At 37.9% G+C, this 26,581-nt stretch carries 24 protein-coding genes, 4 pseudogenes and 1 other annotated feature; of the genes and pseudogenes, 11 read left to right on the top strand and 17 right to left on the bottom strand.

Going from position 1 to position 26,581, the window contains the following annotated elements:
- Nucleotide 1: 1 nt before the first annotated feature.
- Nucleotides 2-1,330 (bottom strand): TolC family protein, encoded by a 1,329-nt coding sequence (locus tag IHE35_RS08035; RefSeq protein WP_242786920.1) that lies wholly within the window; start codon nucleotides 1,328-1,330, stop codon nucleotides 2-4.
- 48 nt (nucleotides 1,331-1,378) lie between these two features.
- Nucleotides 1,379-1,777 carry a cation efflux protein, CzcI-like gene (locus IHE35_RS08040; protein ID WP_242786921.1) on the bottom strand — a complete coding sequence of 133 codons (399 nt, stop codon included), beginning with the start codon at nucleotides 1,775-1,777 and terminating at the stop codon, nucleotides 1,379-1,381.
- A 233-nt stretch (nucleotides 1,778-2,010) separates the two neighbouring features.
- Here IHE35_RS08040 and IHE35_RS08045 point away from each other — a divergent pair, with 233 nt between their 5' ends.
- The 4 genes from IHE35_RS08045 (at nucleotide 2,011) to IHE35_RS08060 (ending at nucleotide 6,020) form a co-directional block, all read left to right on the top strand.
- Complete coding sequence (locus tag IHE35_RS08045; RefSeq protein ID WP_242786922.1) at nucleotides 2,011-2,358, top strand: hypothetical protein; 348 nt, start codon at nucleotides 2,011-2,013, stop codon at nucleotides 2,356-2,358.
- 45 nt (nucleotides 2,359-2,403) lie between these two features.
- Nucleotides 2,404-4,194, top strand: a complete 1,791-nt coding sequence (locus tag IHE35_RS08050; protein ID WP_242786923.1) for a copper resistance system multicopper oxidase — start codon at nucleotides 2,404-2,406, stop codon at nucleotides 4,192-4,194.
- Complete coding sequence (locus tag IHE35_RS08055) at nucleotides 4,181-5,089, top strand: copper resistance protein B (RefSeq protein WP_242786924.1); 909 nt, start codon at nucleotides 4,181-4,183, stop codon at nucleotides 5,087-5,089. The genes IHE35_RS08050 and IHE35_RS08055 overlap by 14 nt, the downstream gene beginning before the upstream one ends.
- Before the next feature lie 107 nt (nucleotides 5,090-5,196).
- A protein-coding gene (locus IHE35_RS08060; protein ID WP_242786925.1) for an IS5 family transposase occupies nucleotides 5,197-6,020 on the top strand; the annotation gives its coding sequence in 2 pieces (ribosomal slippage) (nucleotides 5,197-5,577 and nucleotides 5,580-6,020; 822 coding nt in all).
- Between the two features lie 30 nt (nucleotides 6,021-6,050).
- Here the strand turns inward: IHE35_RS08060 and IHE35_RS08065 are convergent.
- From IHE35_RS08065 to IHE35_RS08075, 3 genes are all read right to left on the bottom strand, one after another.
- On the bottom strand, nucleotides 6,051-6,833 hold the full coding sequence (locus IHE35_RS08065; protein ID WP_242786926.1) for a thioesterase family protein: 783 nt from the start codon (nucleotides 6,831-6,833) through the stop codon (nucleotides 6,051-6,053).
- Between the two features lie 135 nt (nucleotides 6,834-6,968).
- Entirely contained in the window at nucleotides 6,969-7,805 is an 837-nt protein-coding gene (locus tag IHE35_RS08070) for an SDR family NAD(P)-dependent oxidoreductase (RefSeq protein WP_242786927.1), read from the bottom strand.
- Between the two features lie 14 nt (nucleotides 7,806-7,819).
- Nucleotides 7,820-8,731, bottom strand: coding sequence for an alpha/beta fold hydrolase (locus IHE35_RS08075; RefSeq protein WP_005237595.1), 912 nt, complete (start codon nucleotides 8,729-8,731; stop codon nucleotides 7,820-7,822).
- A gap of 147 nt (nucleotides 8,732-8,878) precedes the next feature.
- On the opposite strand from IHE35_RS08075, the gene IHE35_RS08080 reads away from it, so the two are divergent.
- From IHE35_RS08080 to IHE35_RS08090, 3 genes and pseudogenes are all read left to right on the top strand, one after another.
- Nucleotides 8,879-9,886: an AraC family transcriptional regulator gene (locus IHE35_RS08080; protein WP_004812151.1), complete on the top strand. Its 1,008-nt coding sequence runs from the start codon at nucleotides 8,879-8,881 to the stop codon at nucleotides 9,884-9,886.
- 103 nt (nucleotides 9,887-9,989) lie between these two features.
- Nucleotides 9,990-10,094: pseudogene (locus tag IHE35_RS08085) on the top strand (helix-turn-helix domain-containing protein); the annotation flags it as partial.
- Between the two features lie 65 nt (nucleotides 10,095-10,159).
- Nucleotides 10,160-11,024 (top strand): annotated as a pseudogene (locus IHE35_RS08090) (IS3 family transposase).
- Nucleotides 10,448-10,564: a sequence feature (AL1L pseudoknot), on the top strand. Its footprint overlaps the pseudogene before it by 117 nt.
- 182 nt (nucleotides 11,025-11,206) lie before the next feature.
- Here IHE35_RS08090 and IHE35_RS08095 read toward each other — a convergent pair.
- A pseudogene (locus IHE35_RS08095) lies at nucleotides 11,207-11,329 on the bottom strand (ATP-binding protein); the annotation flags it as partial.
- A 180-nt stretch (nucleotides 11,330-11,509) separates the two neighbouring features.
- Between IHE35_RS08095 and IHE35_RS08100 the strand changes: the two are divergent.
- The 3 genes and pseudogenes from IHE35_RS08100 (at nucleotide 11,510) to IHE35_RS08110 (ending at nucleotide 13,725) form a co-directional block, all read left to right on the top strand.
- Nucleotides 11,510-11,860 carry a hypothetical protein gene (locus tag IHE35_RS08100; protein ID WP_242786929.1) on the top strand — a complete coding sequence of 117 codons (351 nt, stop codon included), beginning with the start codon at nucleotides 11,510-11,512 and terminating at the stop codon, nucleotides 11,858-11,860.
- A gap of 2 nt (nucleotides 11,861-11,862) precedes the next feature.
- Entirely contained in the window at nucleotides 11,863-12,699 is an 837-nt protein-coding gene (locus IHE35_RS08105) for a nuclease-related domain-containing protein (RefSeq protein WP_242786930.1), read from the top strand.
- A 77-nt stretch (nucleotides 12,700-12,776) separates the two neighbouring features.
- Nucleotides 12,777-13,725: pseudogene (locus tag IHE35_RS08110) on the top strand (IS5 family transposase).
- A gap of 166 nt (nucleotides 13,726-13,891) precedes the next feature.
- On the opposite strand, the gene IHE35_RS08115 reads toward IHE35_RS08110, so the two are convergent.
- From IHE35_RS08115 to IHE35_RS08160, 10 genes are all read right to left on the bottom strand, one after another.
- Nucleotides 13,892-15,490: a PepSY-associated TM helix domain-containing protein gene (locus IHE35_RS08115; RefSeq protein WP_242786931.1), complete on the bottom strand. Its 1,599-nt coding sequence runs from the start codon at nucleotides 15,488-15,490 to the stop codon at nucleotides 13,892-13,894.
- 5 nt (nucleotides 15,491-15,495) lie between these two features.
- Nucleotides 15,496-15,786 (bottom strand): hypothetical protein, encoded by a 291-nt coding sequence (locus IHE35_RS08120; RefSeq protein ID WP_242786932.1) that lies wholly within the window; start codon nucleotides 15,784-15,786, stop codon nucleotides 15,496-15,498.
- A gap of 1 nt (nucleotide 15,787) precedes the next feature.
- Nucleotides 15,788-16,048: a hypothetical protein gene (locus IHE35_RS08125; RefSeq protein WP_242786933.1), complete on the bottom strand. Its 261-nt coding sequence runs from the start codon at nucleotides 16,046-16,048 to the stop codon at nucleotides 15,788-15,790.
- A gap of 90 nt (nucleotides 16,049-16,138) precedes the next feature.
- On the bottom strand, nucleotides 16,139-18,256 hold the full coding sequence (locus tag IHE35_RS08130; RefSeq protein WP_242786934.1) for a TonB-dependent siderophore receptor: 2,118 nt from the start codon (nucleotides 18,254-18,256) through the stop codon (nucleotides 16,139-16,141).
- 438 nt (nucleotides 18,257-18,694) lie between these two features.
- The gene (locus tag IHE35_RS08135; protein WP_242786935.1) at nucleotides 18,695-19,612 is read right to left on the bottom strand and encodes a LysR family transcriptional regulator; all 918 of its coding nucleotides are present in this window, start codon (nucleotides 19,610-19,612) and stop codon (nucleotides 18,695-18,697) included.
- A 112-nt stretch (nucleotides 19,613-19,724) separates the two neighbouring features.
- Nucleotides 19,725-20,222, bottom strand: coding sequence for a flavin reductase (locus IHE35_RS08140; RefSeq protein ID WP_242789978.1), 498 nt, complete (start codon nucleotides 20,220-20,222; stop codon nucleotides 19,725-19,727).
- A gap of 107 nt (nucleotides 20,223-20,329) precedes the next feature.
- Entirely contained in the window at nucleotides 20,330-21,373 is a 1,044-nt protein-coding gene (locus IHE35_RS08145) for a methionine synthase (RefSeq protein ID WP_242786936.1), read from the bottom strand.
- 40 nt (nucleotides 21,374-21,413) lie between these two features.
- A complete protein-coding gene (locus tag IHE35_RS08150) occupies nucleotides 21,414-22,403 on the bottom strand; it encodes a putative oxygenase MesX (protein ID WP_242786937.1) in 990 nt (329 codons plus the stop codon).
- 671 nt (nucleotides 22,404-23,074) lie between these two features.
- Complete coding sequence (locus IHE35_RS08155) at nucleotides 23,075-23,296, bottom strand: hypothetical protein (RefSeq protein WP_242786938.1); 222 nt, start codon at nucleotides 23,294-23,296, stop codon at nucleotides 23,075-23,077.
- Between the two features lie 28 nt (nucleotides 23,297-23,324).
- On the bottom strand, nucleotides 23,325-23,912 hold the full coding sequence (locus IHE35_RS08160) for an NERD domain-containing protein (RefSeq protein WP_242786939.1): 588 nt from the start codon (nucleotides 23,910-23,912) through the stop codon (nucleotides 23,325-23,327).
- Between the two features lie 110 nt (nucleotides 23,913-24,022).
- On the opposite strand from IHE35_RS08160, the gene IHE35_RS08165 reads away from it, so the two are divergent.
- On the top strand, nucleotides 24,023-24,985 hold the full coding sequence (locus IHE35_RS08165) for an IS30 family transposase (protein WP_180182461.1): 963 nt from the start codon (nucleotides 24,023-24,025) through the stop codon (nucleotides 24,983-24,985).
- Here IHE35_RS08165 and IHE35_RS08170 read toward each other — a convergent pair.
- Entirely contained in the window at nucleotides 24,961-26,517 is a 1,557-nt protein-coding gene (locus tag IHE35_RS08170) for a hypothetical protein (RefSeq protein ID WP_242786940.1), read from the bottom strand. The genes IHE35_RS08165 and IHE35_RS08170 overlap by 25 nt on opposite strands.
- Between the last annotated feature and the right edge of the window lie 64 nt (nucleotides 26,518-26,581).

The raw sequence follows: 26,581 nt of genomic DNA on the forward strand, positions 1-26,581 counted from the left end.
TTTATTCTCCCTGACCATTCAACAGATTTTGAGTTTCGACAAAGGCTTTTTTATTCAACTGGCTATAAGCATTGGATTGGCTGATCTCTTCATAACTTGTGCCTAGACTTAAGGCTTCAATGCTGAGTGCGTTTTGCCATGCTTGTTTCAATATTTGCAGCTGCGCCACATGTAAATTTTGCAGTTGTAATGATGTTTGCTGCATATCTGTGATGGAGAACTTTCCTGCCTGAAAGCCTTGTAAAGTACGAGAATGGACTTTTTCAGAGAGTTGAATTTGTGCACTTGTCGCATCATATTGTTGGCGCAAACCTTTCAATTCATTCAATTGATTTGCTATATCAAGAATTTGCTGCTTAAGCTCTCTTTGTTGGACTTGATTTAATAACTGCTGTTGGCGCTCTGCCATTGGAATCGTATATTGCTGACGATTAAAAATATTTAACGGAATTTCGACACCCAATGCCAAAGTCGTTTCATCCGAAGATTGAGGTGTCTTGGTCTGAGTCATGTCAAAATTCAAAGTGGGTTGAGGACGGTTTTTTATCCTGAGTCTTTCTACTTTTTGCTGAGATTGTTGCATATTCAAGGCATATAGTTTTTCGAGCCAACCTTGTTGGATATTTTGCTCAACTGAACGCTCTATCTCGCTTGGCCAAATGACTTTATTTGCTTGAATACTTAAGGAAGGTTGTGATTCTCCCCACAAATGAGACAATTGTCGTTGCGATGCTTGTAGCGCCAGTAAAGCCTGTTGAGATTGTCTTTGAACATCCAAATGTTCAATTTGAGCACGCTCATAATCCACCAAGGCAATACTCCCCGCTTGGTAACGCTTTTGGGCACTGTCTAGATTGCTTTGGCTGAGCTTAAGTTGCTTTGCAAAAATAGTCCTTTCAGTTTCGGATAATAGATACTGTGCCCAAGCATACTTCACTACCAATTCACTCTGCGCTTGCCAAAGCTGTTCTTGCAATTGAAGCTGTTGTTCTGAAATTGCGGCTATTTTTTGATTTAACTTAGTTTGACCAAAGACATCGAGTGGCTGACGAATACCAACACTGAGTTCTTGTTCCTGACCGGATGCAAAACCACTCTGCTCGATTGAAAAAGTTGGGTTTTGCCATAAACGGCTATTTTGATGATTTAAAGTTGCAAGTTGCTGACGTTGTTGCTGAAGTTCAGCTTGTGATTGATACTGCTGAACTTTGGCTAAAGCCTCTTGGAAATTCGAAATTTCGTATGTAGACGCATGACTCGTTTGAAAGCCAAATAGCAATAACCCAATGGCCACGCATTGACTTGCAACGGCCTTATTTTGAAAAGACATGATTATTTCCCACTCATTAAAAGATAAAAGTGGTGGGAATGTTTTAGGCTACCCCACCATTAGCGGGGAAAATTCGGGAGGAGGAGTTTGAGCATTTAAATCTGGCGATCTGTAATCATTGCGCCAAGCATATTTAGGCGCTACAGCTAAGGAAAACAACAATGGAATAAAGGAATGTTGTTGCTGTTCCAATATCAAGTGCGTCATCGATGGAAGATGATCTTGATGATCCTCACCTAAATCTAAAGTCTTGGAAACTGATTCAGAGGCTTGATGACGATCATGCTGAGTATCACTTACGCATAAAGCATTGCTATGATGTCCAAAGTGATAGCTTTGATTTACTGTAATAGGTTCTTCATGCACACAAAAAGCAGCTGCCACATTCCAAAGACTTTGGAACATGAACAAACCCACTAAGACTGTAATCCATGTTGATGAACGCATACGAAAACGAATAAATCAATTTGAACGCCATTATAAAGCCGAGATGCGCTCAAAGGTCAAGACCTATTATTTAGACAGATGACCAAGACCATACTGATAAATAGCAGTTGAAAATAGATCAGCTTAGGCTACTATATTGAAGTTCGAATGAATGACAAGCATATATGTTGATTGCTCTCTCCAAAAAACTTTGGTTTTGTTGCCTTATGGTGTTTGCCATAGGATGGAGTAGTGTGTCTGTTGCTTCAGTCAAAATCATGCATATCAATATGCAAACGTCTATGAGTGCAGATCATTGTTTAGATCAAGCAAAACCGATGACTCTGCACAGCAATACGCATGACATCAGCATGAGCAATGATTGTCATGATTCATTCGCATTTGATACCAATCTAAATGCTAAAGATTGTCAGGAATGTGCTAGCTTCTCTTGCCAGAGTCCAATTTTTGGGCTTGATTTAGAACACACCTCACTGCATGTTCCAAATACAGTATATCGCTTAGATCGGCCTCATTTCACTTATTCGCATCAATATCTCCATGGATATTGGCAAGAAATCTTACGCCCACCTAAAACTTAACTGAATTATCTGAAAAATTTTTCATTTCACAATTTAGGTTAAGTCATGTCTATAAAATTTAATCAAGGTCTGCTTGCAGGTATCTGCCTTGTAACATCATCATGGACGTTTTCTGCTGTAAAGGAATATCACCTTTATATTGATGAAGCGATGGTGAATCTTACAGGTAAAGCAGTAAAACGAATCACGGTCAATGGGCAATTTCCCGCTCCACGATTGGAGTTTGAAGAAGGCGATGAGGCTGTTATTCATGTACATAATCAGCTCAAAAATCAAGATTCATCTATTCATTGGCATGGACTGTTACTCCCCGGCATAATGGATGGCGTACCCGGATTTAATGGCTTCAATGGTATCCGTCCTCAAAGCCATTTCACCTATAAATTTAAAGTCCGCCAAAATGGCACCTATTGGTATCACGCCCATTCAAAAGGACAAGAACAAGATGGCTTGTATGGTGCATTTATCATCTATCCCAAAGGTCAAACACCTTTAGTCAAGCATGAGCAAACCCAGCGTGATTATGTGGTTATGCTGTCTGATTTTCATGAAAGCTCAAGTGAAGAGATTCAAAAAAATCTAAAAATATCGGCTGAATACTATCAAAATCAACGTGAAACTTTGCAGGATGTTTGGAAGCAAATCAAACGTGATGGATTAAGTGCAACATGGTCTGACCGTAAAATGTGGAATCAGATGCGTATGCTGAAAACCGATCTATCCGATGTTACAGGCTATACCTTTCTTATAAATGGCAAAACACCACAACAGAATTGGACAGGCATGTTTAAACCGAATGAAAAAATTCGTTTACGCTTTATTAATGCCTCTGCCATGTCCTTTTATGATGTCAGTATTCCTGATTTAAAAATGACGGTGGTGAGTGCAGATGGACAACCTGTCCAGCCTGTTAGCGTCGATGAATTTCGACTCGGCACAGCCGAAACATACGATGTGATTGTGCAGCCTAAAAAAAATCACTACCAAATTGAAGCCGAATCTATAGATCGCTCAGGTTATGCGATTGGCACTCTACATAATGAGCTGAATCCTGTAACCCATGCTATTCATATGCCTGCGCCACGTCCACGCTCGCTTTTGACGATGGAAGATATGGGGCATAGTGGCAGTGATCATACAGGCATGGATCATTCAAAGATGAACCATGGTGATATGCAAAGCATTGAGCATTCGAAAATAAATCATGCTGCTCATACTGATCATGCAGATATGGATCATTCACAGCATGGCACAGTGAAACCACAAAAAAATGATCAAGTGGTTTATGGTTGGTCAAATTCCTCTACACCTGATGGAAATAAAGCCTTGCAATATAGTGACTTAAAGGCTTTAGAACCGCAAAAAGATACACGTGATGCAAGCAGTGAATTGGTGGTGCGCTTAGGCGGAACCATGGAGCGCTATATTTGGACGATTAATGGTAAAAAATTTAGTGATGCTGAACCGCTGAAAGTGAAATATGGCGAGCGCATCCGTATCAAATTTATCAATGACAGCATGATGGCACACCCGATGCATTTACATGGCATGTTTATGCAATTGGAAAATGGTCAAGATGCGGTTGATATGCCCAATAAACATACTGTGATTGTTCCTCCTGGAAAGACTGTCACCGCCCTACTCACCGCAGACGAGCTGGGTGAATGGGCAATCCACTGTCATCTGCTTTATCACATGAGTGCAGGCATGATGAACAAGTTAATCGTAGCAAATGTCAGCAATGAGCAAGTCTCTACGACGCCAATCCAAGGAATAAATTCGACTCAAGCAAACCCAGTTGCTGAAGAAAAAGGAACTGAACATGCACATCATTAATCTTTTTTCTAAAACTGTTTTAGCATCGTCATTGTTGATGATGAGTACTGTGAGTTTTGCACACAATGGTGAAGATCATCGTTCTTATGAAAAATCGACAACTGCGCCTATTGAGTCGAGGCAGCTGAACCATGCTCAAATGTGCCATGCACAACATCAAACAAAGCATCTAAAAAAGCATGAGAGCGAGTTTACTCAGGATGGTGGTGGGCATCATGATCATCGAAAAGAGCATGGTGCACAGATTTATGCTGTCACCACTATGGATAATCAATGGTTGGTCAATGATGATGGGACAGGTGCATTAAAGTCAGAGTTTGAGACTCGTATTGGCACAGATGAAAATAAAGTGTTTGTTAAAGTTCATGCAGATAAAGAAGAGTCACATGATGCACATTATGATGCCAAAATTTTATATAGCCGTATGATTTCAGACTTTTGGGATGCACAGCTTGGTGCACGCTATCGCAGTGAAAAAGTTGCACGAGCTGATCATCTTAAAGATACCGAAGGGCATGTCGATGCAGTGATTGGCTTACATGGTATGGCACCATACTTCTTTGAAACTGATGCTTATCTGTATTTAGGTGAAGATAGCTACGCAAGTTTTAGCCTAGAAACTGAACGTGATTTTCTGATTACACAAAAACTGATTATGCAGCCGTATTTAGAATTGGATTTGATTTTTAATGATGGCTCTAAATATGCGAAAAAAACAGGTTTAAGTGGTGTGACTGCAGGAATTGAAACCCGTTATGAAATCAGTAAAAAAGTCTTACCTTATATCAACATTGCTTACGAATACTCAAAAGGCAATGATGAAACATCTTGGCAAAGACAATCCGACTCCACTCAAAACTGGATCTATGGCACAGGGATTAAGTTTAAATTTTAAGTGTGCTGTTCATACTCAATTGGATTAACTTGCTGCCCTTTTTCTCATGAAAAAGGGCAATTCATTAGATCTCTTGCGAAAGTAAAAACCATCCCCATATAGATTTCATGAGATATCAGAACTTAAACCGTTTTTCAGATTCTGAATTCAAGCGCTTAGTTGGCGTACCTCGAGCAGTTTTTACCGAAATGGTCGAGGTTTTAGAAAAAGCAGAATCACTCAAAAAGAAATCAGGCCGTCCTCATACTTTAGCCATAGAGGATCAATTGTTATTAACACTCAATTACTTACGAAATTATAGCACTCAATTGGAGTTAGCAGCACACTATCATATTGCTGAAAGTAATGTGAACCGAACCATTAAAAAGGTTGAAGATGCCTTAATGAGATCAAGACGTTTTACTCTGCCAAAACGAAGCCTTACCACAACAGACGAACGCTTTAACTGGGTCATTATTGATGCGACAGAATGTTCAATAGAACGCCCGAAAAAAAAAATCAGAGTAAGTTCTATAGTGGTAAAAAGAAGAAACATACGCTTAAAGCCCAAGTGATCTACCATCCTAAGAGTAAACAAATCATAGGATTAGATATATCGTATGGCAGTCAGCATGACATTAAATTGGCAAGGAAAACGGTTAAGAAATTCAAACATTGTGAATATGTTATGACTGATTTAGGGTACTACGGATTAGAGCAAGATGGCTTTAAATTATTGATGCCCATAAAGAAAAAAAAGAATTTTCCTTTATTTGAAGTTGAGAAAAAGTACAATAAAATGATTGGAAAAATACGCGTTGTGATCGAACACATTAATAGTCAATTGAAAACATTTAGAATCTTAAGTGAACGCTATCGAAATAAACGGAAAAGATTCGGTTTACGCATCAACTTAATTGCTGCACTGGTAAACCGAATCAACTTGCAATAACAACTTTCGCAAGAGGTCTATCATTAAAACTCAAGCAAAAATGGCAACAGTTTGAGTTCCAGATAAAACCAACTCCCCTTTTTCATTCCACACATGCATCATTTGATAAGAATATCCTTGATCAGAAATCAAGCTAAATGACTTCAAAAGATACCATTCGCTATGTTTAGCAGATTGTGCGAAATCAACCGACCAATTCATAGAGCTAATAGGTGCAGGTGTTTTAAAACATGCCATAGATGCTGGCGGTAGACAGTCTCCAATAATTAATAATGTAACTTCTGGTGATATATCCGTTGTATCATTTAAGCGTACCCAAGCCAGTAATTCTGGCGTTTCAGAGTTAGATACCGGAGTAGATTGACTGACAAACCGAACACTAAAATTATCGAAAAAATCTGGAACAAACATTTCCTCAGGTGGAGGTAAATATGCCTCAGGACGGTCTACCTGTGGCATTTTAATATGATTGTGCTGAATTGTACTTTTTCTGGGCGCAGCAAAAATAAAAGCTGTTCTGAGCACGAGTGCATCATGAACACGCGCATCAACAGCAATCTGTGTCGCGGACTTTCCTTGACGTAAAATTTCAGCATGAAATGTCACATTTTCAGTGACCGGGCCAATAAACGCAATTTGCGCACTTTTTAGTGGAGGAAGCCCCTCTGGAAATTCCTTTAATGCAATCTGCAAAGCCAATGCTGCTGAAAAACCACCATAGGCAGTTCTTCCCTGTAACCAATGTTTTGGCGGTGTATACGTTGTTTCGATGGTGAGACCGTCAAATATATCAGCTAATGTCGGCATGTACATGCGAGTATCCTTACTTATAAACCAAACTTATGTCGATGGATTTTTTTTAAGACAACATATATGGGTTTGAGTTGCATACACAATAGAAAATCACAGACTATTCTCTAAAAAATAATCTATGATTTTGTTATAAAATCATTTTTTTAATGCTGCAAGCCGAATCGCTTCAATGACGTCCTCGTTTTTAAACCCAACTCGTTCTATAAATCCACGGAAAAGCCCAGGTGTACGAGCAACAAATCCATTTTTCTTCGGAACTACGACAAATTCACGGCGATTTTCTACAGCATCAACAATTGCATTGACCACTTCTTCAAGTGCAACCATTTTCCATAAGCCTGTTTGGTTACCGCCCCAAAGTTTCAGACCGGCCGGATCATCAAAAGTTTGATCCATCAACGGCGTATGAAAGAAAGTAGGATGGACACTGCCAACTCCGACATTAAGATGTTTAAGCTCCATACGAATACTGTTGCTTAAAGCCCAAACACCAGCTTTGCTTGCACAATAAGATGACTGTAACGGTGAATGGAAAAAGGCAGCCAATGAAGAGATTGCGAGTAAATAACCTTGCTGCTTTTGCACGTAAGGCAAACCTGCTTTAAATGTTCGCCATACACCATTTAAATTAATGTCCATCACTCGATCAAACCGTTCTGGACTTGCACTTTCAATTGGTTCAAAACAGGTAATACCAGCATTGGCAATCACTACATCAATCCGGCCAAAATGTACTGCAGCGCTATTAATAGCATTCTGAAGACTTTCCATTGAACAAACATCGGCTTGCCATGCCTTGGCAATGGTATATCCGCCAAGTGATGTAGCCTGTTTGTCTGCTGCTTCTAAATTAATATCCAATAAGGCCAACTTAGCTCCTTTCGCTGCAAAAGCAGTTGCCAAAGCTGAACCTAAACCACCTGTAGAGCCAGTAATTAAAATTACCAATCCATCTAAGTCATATTTTGCCATAATCAATTCCTTTTTTAATTTGCTGAAACAGTCCGGTTAAGAAAATCAATTTGATCGTGAATGACTTTTTCAAAGCCTTGATTCACATAAATATCAAAATGACCTTCTGAATAGATTTTGATTTCTTTTTGTGGTGTTTTTTGAGCATGTTTTAAGGTGGTTTTTGCTGGAGCAACGCTATCTGTTTCACACACACAAAATAGCACTGGGCATTGAATTTTTGAGGTGAATTTACCCGGAAAATATGTCAGTAGATCGAGCGCAAATCGAGCTGCTACATAATTTCGAAATTCTGAATTTTCAGGTACAAGCTGTAGATATCCATCCTCACAATCTTTGGCTGTCATTAATGCCGCACTGTGCGGTTTCCCAGCCGATGCAACCATAATAGGTTTTGCACCAAAAATAGCACCTATTCGATCTGTTAAAGCAAGTGCAGTAACTTTAATTGAGCTGATTGGACTGGTTGCTAAGCTAGAAGCTAAACCATCTGTAAATGGGCATTGAGATATTACTGCTGCAATTGAATGATCATTTGCAGCAGTAGTAAGAACATGCCCACCACCAAATGATGTCCCCCAAATCACAATTTTAGATTGAACAACATCTTTCTGAGTACGAACAAAACTCAAGGCTGAACGCCAGTCCTCCAATTGCTTATTGATATCCAATAACTGGCGAGGTTCACCACCACTTGTACCAAAGTGACGATAATCAAAAAGCAAGCATCCATATCCTGCCTCAACAAATCTTTCAGCATAAGCAGGCAAGCGCATCACACGGACTGAGCCTAGGCCATGTCCCATCACAATGATCGGATATGGTCCATTTGTAGTGGGTTTATAAAGCGTTCCACTGCAATAAGAGTTTCCAGATTTAAATTGTATTTCATTGATTTCTGGCTTCTTAGTATTTTTTACTGCCATTTTGCACTCCATTGAAACAACAGATACCGTTCATTACTGCAACGAATGATGCAAAAGATATTGAATGAAAATGAAGCTGTTAGCTTGACTCTTAATGACAGCCTACTTGATACTTCACGCCATAAAGCTAGAAACTCAGGTTAATTAATGAGCAAACCAATCTATAGAAAAATGATTCCTGAAACATACGTGCATGTACTCTATGACTATCTTGAAGCAAAAAAAATAATCCCAGACGAAATCTTAAAATATCCTCGCCCACAACCTCTTACAAACGCTTTAAAAGGTATTTCTATTGAATTATGGGAACAATTACTTTCACGTGCTGCAATCGCCCTAGCTGATCCAATGTTAGGTTTACATCTTGGACAAAAGATTACTCCAAGGCATCTTGGCGTTTTGGGCTATGTATTATTAGCTTGCGACAATCTTGCTTCGGCTTTAGAAAAACTGGAAAAATATCAAAGGTTAATATTCGATGTGATTCCAATGATTACACGAGAAGGTCCAGATTGGGTGGAATTAGTTTGGGACACCACCTTATACAAACCAGATTTATTGGTTGATGAAACAGGTATTACTGTCATTATGCAGTTCTGTAGAAGTTCCGTTCAGAAAAATATTACACCTATATTTGTACAATTTATGCATGATTGTCCTGATGATTTGATGCAGTACGAGCAATATTTTGGTTGTCCAGTTTTATTTAATCAATCTGAAACTGTGATACGAATTAGTAAAGAAACTCTAGAACTCCCAATAAAGACCTTAGACCCAAGTCTATTAACAATTATAGAACAGCATGCAAACCAGCTATTGGAGCAATTGCCCAAGGAAGAACCAATAATTGAGGCAGTGCGTAAAGCTATCGCACATCAATTACCACATGGTGAACCAACAATAGAACTTATTGCAGAAAAACTTTGTCGTTCACCTCGTACACTTCAACGAAAGCTTCAAAATGCCAATACAAATTTTCGCAATGAACTTAATATAGTCCGCCAAGAACTGGCAGACTCATATTTAAAAAATACAGATATACAAATTGCTGATATTGCATTAATGCTTGGATATTCTGAACATAGTGCTTTTACTCGGGCATATAAAGCCATGACAGGTGTTTCACCGCAACAAAGCAGAGATCAAGTTTATTAATATGTATTAGTTCAGACTTGATCGTACATTCTTCTTGAAAAACAGAAAGTTACCCGTTTTGATAAAGGTGTCGAAATCTTAATCAAACAAAGGTAACTTTCTTATGTTGCATACTAACAATCAAATCATTAAACACAAAGTAGGCTTACTCAATTTAGCCGAAGAACTTCAGAATGTTTCTAGAGCATGCAAAGTGATGGGTGTATCTTGAACCGTACCGGGTTTGTCGGAGAGTCAATATTCTGAGTGAGAAGCACTGCTTCGCAAGGTTCGATGACAAAATTAAAATATACCCCTGAAATCAGAGAAAGAGCGGTTCAATTATTGATTGAATCTGAAAAAGATTATCCATCGAATTGGGCTGCGATCACCGCTATTGCGCCTGAGCAGTATACTGCGCAAGGGTTGTACTCCTGAAACACTTCGTGCCTGGCATCAAAAGCATTTAGATCAGCAAAATCCTATTAAAGTACAACAGATATCTGATCAAGAAAAAATGAAGCAAATGGAACGTGCAATTAAAGAATTAAAGCGTGCCAATGAAATTCTACGTAAAGCAGCCGCTTTTTTCGCCCAGGTGGAGCTCGACCGCCCACACAAATAATGGTGGATTTCATCCATAACAATAAAGACTTATATGGTGTTGATGCGATTTGTAGGATTTTACCGATCGCAGCTTCAACCTATTACCGAACTGATGTGTTCTCACGAGCAATTGTTGGATGGAAAGTATCAACACACATGAATACAGATATGGTGCTCGATGCATTAGAGCAATGCATTGCACGATCGAGGCATGCCAAAGAATGTGATTCATCGTTCCGATAGAGGTGTTCAATATCTTTCTATTCGCTATACCAATCGTTTAGAAGCTGCAAATTTACGAGCATCAGTCGGTACGACTGGTGATTCATACGATAATGCTTTGGCTGAAACGGTGAATGGCTTATACAAAACAGAGGTGATTGAATATCTAAAAGCAGATTGGCAAGGTTTAGCAGATGTACAACTTGTGACACGAAACTGGGTAGATTTGTTCAATAAAAAGCGTGTACACAGTGCACTGGGTTATGTATCGCCTTTTGAGTTTGAAGCAATGTACTATGATAAGATTAACCCGTTAGGTCAGGTGGCCTAACTTAAATAAAAAAGTCTCCGACAAACCCGGTACGGTTCAGGAGAAGATTAAATGACTGCTACTCAAATTAAGCCACCTAAATATATATATACAGTGCAAATTACTGGATTAATCAGCCACTCATTCCTATATACGGCCTACCAGTCATTCTTATTCCTAGTAGGCCACTTTAATCAAAAAATCTAGTTATTGCCATTGTCAGCGTAAAGTTTTTCTCTGTATGATTTTCCTTTAATCTCTAATTCGTAGGACCTATGTAAAATTCGATCCATTACAGCATCAACAATAGTTGGATCAGGAAATTGCTCAAACCATAAATTTCGGAACTTGACTTGTAATCAACCAATATATTGCTCGAAAATTAGAAGCAGTGGGTTGATGTGATTATTTCGGATTTGTTATTAGAAATTAATTGAAAGCAGTATTTTTTAAACTTTAGGTAGAATGAAAAGGTGATTTTTTCAAGTATATTCACTGGTCTTTTTATGACGGTGGGTTTCACGGCGTTAATTTATAACTACGTGTTGATGGATGGTAATTCGGGTTTGTTCTTTTTGGTTTGGGGTGGTGGTTTCTCTCTAGCAGGATTGTATTTCCATTACCACGGAACAATTGGGCAAATTGGATGGCAGAGACAGCGCTTTGTTCGTAACACCCAAACACTTGAATGGTATAAAACTGAATACCCTCAATGTGTTGTGACTACAAATATCGTGAAATGTTGTTTTTGCGAAAGTACATCAATTCGCAGATATGCCTTAAAAAACAATACTTACAAAATTCGCAACTCTTGTGCTAAATGCGGTGAAGTTTTGTTTTATACGGATGAGGAATAATAATGACTATTCATGCGTATTATGGTGATGTTAGCCACCTGAAAAATGAACAAAAAATGTTTGAAGACTTATTAACCCAATTGAAGCTTCATTGGGGTAATAGTGAAGATTGGATTTATTTGTTCTATAACACAATGTGGTCAGGTCAGGAAATTGATGTTATTGCTTTCACCAAGGAAGCAATTGTTGTTATTGATCTAAAAAACTATTCCGGCAATCTGGTTGGGTCGGAAAATGGGGAATGGCAGATTAATGGTGAGCTTGAGGTTCAGGGTGGTTCTCAGATTAATCCATTTGTTCAGATTCGGAAGAACAGATTTGCTGTTTTAGAGTGGTTCAAAAGTGCTGAATTGTTTACCGACCAAAACTTAGGTTTTATTAGTGGTTGCATCATCCTGAATGAGTTATCTAGTACGCAAATGGATTTATCTCATTCGGTAAGAAAGTGGTTTTATGTTACCGATATTGCCAATTCAGTGGATACTTTGTCTAGACTCCATACCAAGGGGATTAGTCTTGCTAGTGATGATATTTTATACCTAGTAAACAAGTTAAAACTTAAAGAATATTCTTGGGATCAGGGTGTTGCTCCTAGAGAGCGCAATCTTATTCAGTCAGATGATCGTGATAGTCCAAGTAATAATAGTCGTGATCAAAGTTCCGCTCCGATCAAATACACATTACATGATCAAATGGAAAAGAAATTCAAAGGTGTTTTAGCACCGTACCTATTTTTCTATGGAACGGTCATCATCTGTTTAGCTATTGCTTTTCATATTGCTAATGGTATGAAAGGTGAAGGGGTTGGGTACTTATTTAGTTTGATCTTTGGTCGCTAAAAATATCATCTGATGTAAAAAAGGGCTTTGTTGCACAAAGTTATTCTTGAAGGCTTCTTCGGCAATATAATTTCCAGATGAAGAAGCCTGCACCTAAAATCTACCGTACAACCAATTGGTCCTCGTATAACCGAGCCTTAATTAACCGAGGAAATATTTCAATCTGGTTTGATCCTAAGGCCCAATGGTATGCACAACCTCAAGGCAAGCATGGACGAAATCAAACTTATTCCGATACATCGATTCAATGCTGTTTAATGATCAAATCTCTATTCCGTCTTTCTTTACGTATGGTCACAGGCTTTACTCAAAGTTTGATTAAGCTGTGCAGCCTGGATTGGACCGCACCAGATTACACGACCCTCTGTCGCAGACAAAAGACGATTGATATTGCGATTAGCTATCAGAAAAGTTGTGATGGACTTCACCTACTCATCGACTCCACTGGCTTGAAGTTTTTAGGTGAGGGTGAATGGAAACGTAAGAAACATCAGCCTGAATACCATCGGCAATGGCGTAAACTGCATATTGGTATAGATGCTGAAACACTGCAAATACGTGCTGTTCAGCTGACGACGAATAATGTCAGTGATTCACAAGTACTCGGTGATTTACTGGATCAAATCCCACCAGATGAGCGAATAGATTCTGTCTATACCGATGGGGCGTACGACACGAAATGCTGCAGACAAGTGATTTCAGATCGTCAAGCACATGCAGTAATTCCACCAAGAAAGAATGCCAAGCCCTAGAAAGATTCTAAAATCAGTTCAATAGAACGAAATGAGTTACTTCAAACGGTTAAACATTTAGGCAGGACCCTATGGAAAAAATGGTCGGGTTATCACCGTCGAAGTTTGGTGGAAACTAAGATGCATTGCATCAAATCTTACGAAGCAGTGCTTCTCAGGCGATAAATTAACAGCAAGGAGTTTTTCTAGTCAGGTGAATGAGATTCATGCATGCGTAGCAGTCTTGAATAAATTCACACAATTAGGTCGTCCTCATACCCAAGTTGTCACTTGAATTTAGCTCAATTAGGGTAGCTCTGCCTTTCAAACCTTTGTGCAACAAAGCCATGCCAACAACCAAGTCAAATACTTAATAAATAAAATAAACCTGAGATAACATAAGATATCTCAGGTATAACTTACATGGTTGATCAGCAAAATAATCATTGATGGTTTAATATTTAAGACCAAATACTACCCTGCTCTGCAGTTGCCCTACGCTGTTTTGCCTGTTGATAAAATCTATAGAAAATCAGTGCAAATAAGATCGCTATGAGATCAATCCACCATAACGGCATGCTCACATCGGATAGCCAACTGGTGACTAAACTAACAGGTGCAATCAAAATCAAAACCATAGCAATACTTGCCAATACCGGAGGCAGTGCTTTGCCTGCACCGCGGATAAAGCAAAACACAATTGTCAGTAAAAAGACCGCATAATAACTATAAACCATCAAGTGGTTCATACTTTGCAAATTCGTCTGAGCTAAACTCCCCCAACGACCTAATGCCATACTGACAACCACTGCAAACACACAACCTAAACATGCACCAATACTTAAGTTAGCAATAAAATGTACATCTTTACGTTGTTTTGGTGGTAGATTTTCAGGATTTTTCTGACGCTTAATCCGCGATTCGATCCATAAAATATTGCCAGAATAAAATAAAAACGCGCCACTGATGCCAAAAATAAAATACAGCCAACGGGTAAAGTCACCACCATAATTACCAAAATGCAGACTAAACATGGAACGTACCACTTGATCCATCGGTGTGGCATGCGTATTTAGGTTATTGGTTTTATAGGCTTCGGTTTGATAAGGATTAAACATCATGACATCATAAAGATCACCACGTAGCATTTGATTTGCACTATATAAGTTGGCACGTGCTGAAGCTTTAGCAGGGTTGTCTAAATGATTAAAACTGATAGAGCTCACTTGATAATCAGGTGCTTGACGCTGAATATTGGCAATAATCCGTTCAACGTCTAAGGTATCTAAAGGCTCAACGACTTTGGTTGCAGCAGGTCGTGCTGAAAGTGGCTTATCTTTAGAAACCAAACCACCAATCGCATCATAAATCACATCGTGATAGGCAAATGAAATCACTGTGACGCAAATAATGATATGAAAAGGTAAGCTAGTAATGCCAATCACATTATGTGCATCTAGCCAAAAACGCTTTTTGTTTTTACCGGGTCGAATGGCAAAAAAGTCTTTCACCAATGTCGGTAATAGCACAATTAAACCGGTCATCAATGCCAAGAAATATAAAACTGCAACAAACCCCATGACATACATACCCAAGGTATGCTCACCCAATGAACCAGGAATGCCTGCTGTTTCATGCAGTTGCTCAATGAGCCAGCCCAATTTGGATAAATTTTCCTGCTCGACCTGTAAATGCCCATCTGCATTTAAACTAGCAAGCATCGCATTTTGATATAAATCTACACCCGCTTGCATTGGACTTTCGACAGGTGCTTGCCATTGCATTGGTGCATGATGAAATTCTTTAGAATCAAAATTAAGCTGAAAACTTTTTAAAGTTTCAGGATATTCTGCTTGTGCTTGACGCACCAATTCATTGTATTGACTGAGCTGAATTTCACTCAGATTTTGCCTGGCAGGTGTCGCCCATTTACTCAGCTCATGTTGGAACATGCTGAGTCCACCTGCAAAAAAGCAAATGAACAATAAAATGCCAGTGCTAATACCAACCCATGTATGTAAGACTTTGGCATGGCGAATAATATCGGTACGGATTTTCACTATGTTTAACCTCGGATGCCAAATAAAATGCCATATGCCACGGCGTTAAATACGGTATAGATCAACAGTGCTTGCCAACCTTTCGGAATAAAATACGCGATAAATACCAAAGGCAAATACAACCAAGGCACCGACCACATGCCAATTTGTGGCGCTAAACTAGGTGCTAAGTGTTTTAATGCCAAAATCGTAATCAATGAGGCGATTGCAATAGCAAGACTTAAGCCTAAAACCCATCCTGCAAGGCTTTTTGACCACCAATCCGCTTGAATTCTTTGTTGAAAAAGGAATTTCATGTCAAATATTTTTCTTAAATAATGCTATAAATGGCAAGAGTGACCATGTAGTGATGAGCGTCATACACCACATATATATAGCGACCAGTTTGGGTACACTACACAGCAGTAAAATCATTGAGATCATCAATAAACCACCACCTAAGATGACATTTTTTTTAGATAATACTGTGCCAAATAAGCTTTGATGACGGTGACTGCCATAGAGCATCAAACTGCCCAATAAACATAAAGTGACTGCAAAGATTTTCAAATTTTTCACTCTCAATGATGCTTATATTGAAATCGCAAAGACAAACACAGCAATGAGACAGACCCATTACTGTGTTGCAATACATAAACGAGTTGAAAATTAGAAATCGAAAGTCACACCCAATTTATAAGTACGACCTGCGCCCAGTGTTGTAAACCCACTGTTAAATACACCTGCCCAATATTTTTCGTCAGTCACGTTGTCAATATTTGCACGGAAAGTTGTGTCTACTCCGCCAAGATTAGTTGTGTATTTCGCACCTACATCGAATAGTGTGTAATCTGGAATAGTAAGTTTATTCGCCTCATCTAAATATTGCGTATCTACATAGTTCATACGTGTGTTAACACTTAAGCCATCCATAAATGGAAGACGATATTCAACCCCTAAACCTGCAGTAAACTCTGGCTGACCCTGAACAGTATTTCCCTGATTTTTTATAGATTTTTTATATTCAGCATCAATATATGCCAAATTACCCCACACAATTAGGTCATCAATCACATTACCAGAGAATCCATATTCAACCCCTTTTGATGTTGTTTCAGCACCATCTGTCGTAATTTGATTGAAATCAGGATTCCCGGTTAACTTCTCAACCATAGTGCTCGGCTTTTCAATTTGATAAGCAGCTAAAGTATGCAGCCATGAACCATGTTGATATTTCGTACCAATTTCATACTGTTTGGTTTGGAACGGGGCAAATGTTTTACCTTCATTTACATCTTTAATCGAGGGCGTAGCACTATTATTGACAGTACTGCCTTGAGTGAGTCCTTCAACATAACTAGCATATAAAGAAATATCTTCACCCCAAGGTTTAACCACGACACCCAAACTTGGAGAAACCTTATCAGACTTGTATTCAGTGTTTTTGAATGGATTCTTCACATCTACATCTTGATAACGTAAACCCAGAATCAATTGCAACTTTTCATCTAATAATGAAATTTGATCCGTTAGAGAGTAGCTAGTGAAAGTATTATCCGCAAGATTGAACATTTCAGGTGCATTAACAGGCATAGCTCCTGACTGACTTGGATTATACAAGTTAGTTTCAAATCTAGTTGAATTTGCAGCATCATGCTGTTTTGTATCTCTGTGTAAATAGTCCGCTCTTAGACCTACTACATGCTTAACTGAACCAGTATTAAATGCACCCTCTAATCCTAAGTTTGCAGCTGTGTTACGTTGGTTCATTTTCACATGGTAATATTGAGATTCAGCATCACCATTTTCTTCAGTTACTCTTACACGCGTACCAAATAAATGTCCTTGGTACTTTTGCTCTGCTGTTCCAACACCAGCAATAACTTTTAAATTATCTAATAACTTGTATTCACCTGATAATCCGATGTAATTTGCAGACTGTGTGCCCCATAAGTTGGGCAAGTAATTTGTACGTCCATCAGGAGCATCAAGCACCTTTGTTAATGCTGCAAAAGACACCATAGCTGGTGAGCCACCATCTCGGTTGTCTTTTGTAGAATATGCATCTAAATTAATTTTTGCTTTATCCGTCGTCCAGTCAAGACCGATGACAGCAGAAATAGTTTCGTCTTCCAGACCATCAACTACATGTTCACCCTGACCATAGTTTGCACTTACACGTGCACCGAACTCTTGGTTCTCCCCAAAGCGACGCGCAACATCAAAACCTGACTTATAGAATCCTTCATCTTCAAAGTTGGCAGTTACGCGTGTCAATTCTTTATCAGCACGTTTGGTATTTGCAATAATTACACCACCAATGTTTCCACTTGGAGCCATACCAGCAACTAAAGCATTCGGTCCTTTTAATACGGTAACTGAGCTTAAAATATCAGTCGAAACTCGACCAGATGGTGCCATACCATAAGCACCATTTAAATTCAGGTCATCCCAGTTAACATTGAATCCACGAATATTGAAGTTTTCATTTAAATGTCCACTATTCGTTGTAGTACGAATACTTGGATCAATTTTTAATACATCCATCACTGTAAGCGCATGTGCATCTTGAATGGCTTGATCACTGTAATTACGAATGGTAAATGGCGTATCTAAAACGTCTTTTTCACCTAAGATATTTAAAGTGGCTTTCTTTTTCAGTTTGCCTGTGACATCAGTTTCTTGCGAGTCTGCCTTAACCACAATTGTTGCTAATTGGATCGAATCTTGTGCATAAGCAAAAAATGGAATACTGATTAAAGATAAAAATAAAAAATTTCTTTTCATGATCAAGCCCCTATACATCCAGTTTTAAATTTTGCACACATCATACACTCGGTTAATGATAATTATTTACATTAAGATAACAATTATCATTTGAATTTTCTGTGTTTGATTTTGATTTGAAAGTAATTTTCGATCAATGAAACTACTAATTTAAATATGATTACTTTGATTGAGGAGCTAAAAAATTGATCAAGGTCCATATTTTTAGCTTAAATCTGATTGAGTTCTGCAATCATTCGACTCATTTTTTAGTGTAGATATTAGATTCGAGGCTTAGACATATCTTATAAATTTAAACGAATGTGATGGCTCAAAGAACTACGGCTCTCAAAAATAAAGATTTAAAAATACTTAAGGAGCACTAGCTAAACGAATAACATGTTGGACCGTGCTCCAAAGATGAAAAGAGAATCTACAATTAATTAATTTTTAAATCCCTTATTCATAATAGCTGTTTCGCTTCTTTGAAAAGCGATCTAGCTGTTTTAGAAAGCCTTCAAAATAATCTTTCTGTTTTTCATCTGTACGATAACCTGCGTAAAGCGTTCGTCTTAGCCCTTCAGCTGCAACACAGTCTAAACGACGTGATGTGACCCAACCTTTTTGTTCATATTCATTCACCACCCAATCAGGTAGCGCACCGATCCCTCGCCCACTGGCGATCAACTGAATCAGCATTTGAGTCAGTTCTGTGGTACGAATCTGTTTCGGTTGAATATTTGCAGGAATAAATAATTTAGCCATGATATCCAAGCGATGCTTATCGACGGGATACGTAATTAAGGTTTCTCCTGCAAGTTCTTGCACAGTAATACTTTCAGCACGAACTAAAGGATGCGTGGTTGATAATACCAAGCGAGATTCATATTCAAATACAGGAAAGTATTCCACTCCTTTTAAGGCAATCGGATCAGCAGTAATCAACAGATCAAACTCTCCATTTTGCAATAACTCATGTGGGTTTGATTCAAAACCAGAAGCAAAGTCTAAATCGACATCAGGATATTGCTGACGGTAGACATTTAATAAAGGCATGAGCCAATCAAAACAGCTATGACATTCAGAGGAGAACGTAATTCGTCCCGTTTGACCATGCAAAATTCTGCTGATATCTGCTTGTGCAATTTGTACTTGTGGCAAAATTTCATCGGCTAGTTTGAGCAACCGTTGACCTACATTGGAAAATGAAACAGGTCGAGTACGCCGATAGACAACTTCTGTATCAAAGTATTGGTCAAGCTCTTTTAGCTGATGCGACAAGGCTGAAGGTGTTAAACATAAACCACTAGCAGCTGCCACCAATGAACCATGTTCACGTAGTGCAACCAGTGTTTTTAGATGGCGAAGTTCAATCATGTTGTCTTAACGATGTCCTCATTATTCATCATCAGCATAACGCAAATCGTTTGATGATGAATTTAATTCATCTTAAATTTATTTAAGAGACTTATTTTCACTCATTTTAAATTTAAGCCAGTTCCATTTCACCGACCTGATGATAGGCACGATTGAAATACACCAATGATGCGTGTTCTACTTGATTGCGCTTGATAGCAACAATCGGGCAAATGAAAATAGTATGTGTACCCACTTCTTGGATCTGCTCAATTTCGCAATCAAAACTAACCAAGGCATCTGCAAGCGCAGGTGAACCGGTTTCTAAAGTTGACCACACACCTTTCTCAAAGCGTTGTTCAGCACTAAGTTTTGCAGAAGCAAAAGCATTCGATAAATCGGCTTGATCTGCATTCAGTACATTCACACACAGCACTTTATTTTCCACAAAGTTGGCATGCGAACGAGATGATTGATTCATACATACCAGCAATGTCGGTGGGGTATCGGTCACACTACACACCGCAGATGCGGTAAAACCATGTGCACCGGCTTCACCCATCGTGGTCACGACATTGACTGCACTTGTGAGTAAAGACATTGCGTTTTTAAAGTCTGTCGCTTCAATCATCATCGTATTTCCATGTGACTTATGTACAATATTTTCATATAGAGAAGAAGTTCAAACACACCTCTCCCTAACCCTCTCCTGACTCAGGAGAGGGAACGTTCAAAGCATTAAGCTTCAAGTTCTTTGCGAACAATCGCAGCACCGGCACTTAAGGCTTCGAGCTTGCCACGTGCCACTTGACGAGAAAGCGGTGTCATACCACAGTTGGTTGATGGGTACAGTTTATCTGCATCAACGAACTTCAGTGCTTTACGTAAGGTATTCGCTACTTCTTCAGCGGTTTCAACCTGATTGGTTGCGACATCAATCGCACCGACCATCACTTTCTTACCACGGATGAGTTCAATCAAGTCCATCGGTACACGTGAGTTTTGGCACTCAAGTGAAATGATATCGAGTTTCGACTGTTGTAGTTTCGGGAATGATTCCTCATATTGACGCCATTCGTTACCTAATGTTTGCTTCCAATCGGTATTAGCTTTGATGCCGTAGCCATAGCAAATATGCACCGCAGTTTCACACTTTAGACCTTCAAGCGCACGCTCGAGTGTAGGCACGCCCCAATCATTCACTTCATCAAAGAACACGTTAAATGCAGGTTCATCAAACTGAATGATATCCACCCCTGCTGCTTCAAGCTCCAAGGCTTCTTGGTTTAGAATTATGGCAAATTCCCACGCCAATTTTTCACGGCTCTTATAGTGACCATCATACAGTGTATCAATCATGGTCATTGGACCCGGCAAAGCCCATTTAATCGGTTGATCGGTTTGGCTACGTAAGAATTTCGCATCATCGACAAATACGGCTTTTTTACGAGAAACTTCACCAACGACTGAAGGTACGCTGGCATCGTAACGGTTACGAATACGCATGGTTTCACGTTTTTCGAAATCCACACCTTCAAGATGCTCAATAAAGGTCGTGACAAAGTGCTGACGTGTTTGTTCACCGTCACTGACAATATCAATGCCTGCACGCACTTGTTCATGCAAAGATAACTTTAACGCATCACGTTTTGCTTCAAGTAACTCATCGCCTTCAAGCTTCCAAGCAGACCAAAGTTTTTCAGGTTCAGCGAGCCAAGATGGTTTCGGCAAGCTACCTGCTGTTGAGGTTGGGAGTAACAATTTTGTTTCTGAACGGGCCATGTCTAATCTTCTATCTAAAATTCAGTTCTAATTTGGGTACTTAAGCAGCTGCGGATTCTGTCACTTTAAAATTGGCAGCCCATTCATCAAGAATGTCTTTATACGGTTTGATAAAGTTTTCTTCAGTCCATTTACCTTGTTTCACCGCCAACTCACCACGTTCCACACGGTCATATACAATACGTGTCAGTGAATAATCGCCATAACTTAAGCTCGGTTGATATTCGACACCTGCTGGAGAATTAGTGTTATAAATTTCAGGACGATAGATCTTTTGGAAGCTTTCCATTGTTGCAATGGCACTGATCAATTCAAAATCAGTGTAATCACGTAGTAAGTCACCAGCACAGTAGAATGCAAGCGGTGCATTGGCACCTTGTGGCTTAAAGTAACGTACGCTTAAACCCATTTTGGCAAAGTAGGCATCGGTACGAGAGTAATCGTCATTGGTGTATTCCACACCAAGTACTGGATGGACATTTGCCGTTTGGTAATACGTTTTCGTGGTCGATACGCTTAAGCAGATCACAGGATGTTTCTTAAATTCAGCTTTAAAAACTTCTGAATGTACCAAGTGTAAATATAACTTACCGTGTAAATCACCAAAGTTTTCAGGCATTTCATTGAATTTACAACCTGCGGCTGGCAAGACTACACTAAAGTCATAATCACGTACGTATGATGAGAAGCTATTGCCAATCATGCCTTCAATACGCTCACCTGTTTTATGATCAATGATTGTGCTTTTCAACGTTTCAATAAATGGGAAAGTTTGACCATTGCCTTCGATATCAATTTCCGCAGAGATGATGTCGATTTCAAGTGAATAACGATCACCTTTTGGATTATCTACTGTGGCAAGGCTGTTAAAGCGATTGTTGATCATTGCTAATGTACGACGCAGGTTTTCTTGGCGGCTTTCACCACGCGCTAAATTGGCAAAGTTTGTAGTTAAACGGGTGTTGTTGGCTGGTTCGTAATTCTCATCAAAACGAATGCGTTTGATTGAACATTGAAATGCTGTACTCATAGAGATTGCCACCTAAAAATTTTATAAAAATCTAAATTTCTGAATGGCTAGATTTAAACGTGAATTAGAACATGAGTAAAACGAGTTAATTTCAATAAAAGATGAAATTATTTCATCATTCACTTTGGTGGTTATATCAGCAGTCTTTACAGAACTGCCAATAAAATATAATAACCTCAATATTTCAAAAGCTTAGCTAAATATAAAGTCAATTATTTTTGAAAATTTCTTCATTTAAGATATGTTCGTTTAAGAAGTATTGATTATCTTTCATTATAAGATGAGAAAATATCATGCTTTTAAAACATAATTATCTGATTCAAATCATCCAAATAGCGTATTTAGTAAATCTGTGTGCATATTCTTATATAAACCTACCAGCTATTCTTACTCGTAGCCTAAAAAAGATAACTTTCCTAAATTAATCAAATTTACCCGACAACTTGAGTCTGAGTGCTCCCCCAGTTCTGCAAAAAATTGAACACTGAAAAATGCGACGTAATGATGATTCACATGTACACCTATTCGCAGATGCCAAGATGAGTTAATCCCAATTATAGAATGGGTGAACTCAGAAACTATCTCTTCATTTATGGGTAATTAGGCTATAAAAGCGTTAGCAAATTCAGCAATCAATACCGTCATTGCACCCAATGGCAGTATGTTTTCTTCTATTTGGTATCGATGTCATACACCCAATTGTATGCTTGTTTATCTGTGGTGCTTTCACAGACATAATAGTCATGATCCCAAGCATCTTGATGGAAGATTTCTTTTTTATGGTAAGTCACCTGTTTACCATTTTCGACACAGACAAAACTGTCACCTTGGTCTTTGACTTGGGTTCCGTTGAGGAAGCCACCGATACAGAGGAAGCGGGATTGTTTGGGCATGATAACTATCGCCGAATAAATTCAGATATTACATTTTAGATGATAATTTTTGAAGCATACCCTGTAAATTATCATCATAATTTCCTATCTGCTTATTCCAAAATAAATTATTTTCAATAGATTCTAAAAATTGAATAGGATCAACTCGGTCGATTGATTTTTTTAAATCAAAGTCTGAGTTTACAAACGAATCCATAAAATCCTTATGACCATTCAAACTTATAATAATTTCATCTAAAGAGACCTTTAAATGATCTCCAATATATTCATGATCAAACTCTAGCGTTGTATCAATAACCCAAGTATGAAGCACAACTTCACTTAAGTCAGAAAAATGCTCTTTTAAAAAATATTTTTTAATATATTCAACTTTTTTATCTAGTTGGTAACTAGCTTTATTTAATGTGAAATTTTTATATTCATGAATTTCCTGAATACTACTTCTTATATACGTAGATTTCACTTCTGCAATAATGACATGATTTCCATAAATTGCTATTAAATCTATTTCCCCAGCATCCGTACCAATAGGCTTATACGAGGTAAACACTTTGAAGCCAGTTTTTTCCAGAATTTTACCTAATCTAGATTCGATATAATCGGTTTCTTTTCTCAATTCCAACCCGCAGATTCAAATACCAAGTGCGACATATTTGTAGTTAGTTGAAAAAGTTAGGTGTATTAAAATCATTAGACTTTTTTCAACTCGCAATTGGAAAGCACCCAATGAAGCAATACACCCAACTTTCTCAAGATGAAAGATACGAAATTTATGCTGCTTTGAAAAGCAAATCTTCAATCTCTACCCTTGCCAGGGAGCTTGGACGTTCTCGATCAACCCTTTATCGTGAGATCAAAAGAAATACTGGAAAACGTGGATATCGAGCTCAACAGGCAGAGAAATTTTCAAGTCAAAGACGATATCGATCCTCTTCACAAATGACAGATTTTGCTCTCGTTTATATTCGTTATCTGATTGGCTTAGATTGGTCTCCTGAGCAAATTTCAGGTGCTTTAACACAACGAGGTTGGCTTGATGTGCCTTCACATGAATGGATTTATCAGTATGTTTATCTAGATAAATCTAAAGGTGGTAAGCTCCACCTTCATTTAAGGCATCAAAAGAAATATCGTAAACGAGGTTATAAAAATACAGACCGTAGAGGCCAACTCGTTGATAGAACAAGTATTCACTGTCGCGATGAGGTCGTCGAGAAACGTCAACGCCTAGGTGATTTTGAAGGTGATACCGTGATAGGCAAGAATCACAAGGGGGCATTATTAACTCTGGTTGAGCGCAAAAGCTTGTATGTACATATCGTTCATTTGGGACAAACTAGAACCACAACTAAAACGATTTCGTGTGCTTTAGCATGTTTGCGCAGCAGTCATGCCTACAGTGTAACCTTTGATAATGGTAAGGAGTTCTCCGAGCACCGGCGGATAACGGAAGCAGGGATAGAGACGTACTTTGCAGATCCATACAAGTCGATTCAACGAGCCAGAAATGAAAATACCAATGGTCTGATCAGGCAATATCTGCCAAAATCATCTTCGTTTGATGAAGTGTCAAATGAACAAATAGAGCAGATAGAATTTGCTCTCAATCATCGCCCTAGAAAAACACTAGGCTGGTATACGCCTAGTGAAGTTATGGCTGGTTTTTATACTGTTGCACTTGCTGCTTGAATCCGCCACCTATTTTTATGTAATTTTCTTAAATAATTCACAATTGATGTATTTATATTCTGAAAGGCAGACATCCATGGAAATTGAAAGATAACATCATCAATTTTAAAAAAAGGTTTATGAGAAAATGAATATTCCTCAGTTTCACTCTTTAAGTCACAAGTCCAGAATTCATAAACATTTTTAATTCTTTGTAATTTTTCTTTTTTACTACCACCATAAAGTAGAGAAAATTGTTTACTATATCTATTCTGAATCGTTGAAAAAAGCAATGGTAGTTTAAAATGTTGAGACTGTAAGCCTGAAACGAACATATACATTTGAGCATTATAATGATCATAAGAAGCAAGCAAGTTTTCATATATATTTACATGCTCATTAATAGAATGCATTTTTATACTCATTTGTACTAGTAACGCATCAAAGATGCTAATAATTTTCTCATCAATATAAATATTATCAATACCATACACTTGTTTTAGCTGCTCAATGATTCCAAAAATATTTGATATAATCCCTAAATCCCTACCACCCCCCATAGAGATCAAATCTTGTGCAGAAAATAAATCTGATTTAACATATTCTAAAGTACCAATGTAGTTCCAATATGCTAAATTAATACTATTCTTTATATACCAATTATCATCTTCTACATCACTTACGTGTAGAAGTTCACCATTTTCTAAAAAGTAATCAATTTTTTTATTAAAACTATAAGATTCCAATACATTTCTTTTAAAATTATGTAATTCAACTTTTATTGCAACCATCATTTTGAAAATTTCATAATCATCAACAAGATCATTTTTTAAATTCTCACCAGTTATTATCGGAAAATATTTTTCCTCAAAGGTTCTAAAAACCATTTTCTCATTTATAACTACTTTGTTTTTTCTTGAGTTTTTAATAATTACTTCAAATGCTTTCCAAATTGTCTCTGGAGAATTTGTTTCATTTTCATCATATTGGTAAGGAATACAATCTATAATTTCTTCATGTGGTATTAAATATTCATAGGCATATAAACTACTAAATATCATTGCTGTCACTTGCCCAATGTTTAACTTCTGCTTTATTTTCTCATAATCTTCAATTCTATATGTATATTGTTCTTGCAAATGCTTTACGGTTTGCATGAATTTCGATAACTGATCCAATTCCAATTGTTCAGTTATTTCATTTAAAATATTCCAAGAATGATGTTCTGGCTTTAAAATAATACCTGAATAACGAATGGCTAAAAGACAACTTTTTATATCTAGTTTTAAAATATTGATAAGAATGGCTGTATCAGTAATTTCGTATCTTATGAACTGGCTCAAGGCTAATATGTAAACTTCATTTTTCGTATCATTTATTGAGATCTGTTCTATAAAACTAGAATGCCAAAACATATCAAATTTATTTTTATAATCACCAATTTTTGGCTGTGAACTTTTATATAAAAGTTCTTTAACAATTTTTTCTTTAGCTTTTTCCAAACCTAACTCTAAAGCCAATTGTTCAAATTTTTCTTCGTAATGATTTTTCATAAAATAATAAGGGCTGATTTCTCAGCCCTTATTTTATACCGCTTATTGCTTATTAATCAATCAA

The organism is Acinetobacter sp. ASP199, from assembly GCF_022700675.1.
GTDB lineage: Bacteria > Pseudomonadota > Gammaproteobacteria > Pseudomonadales > Moraxellaceae > Acinetobacter.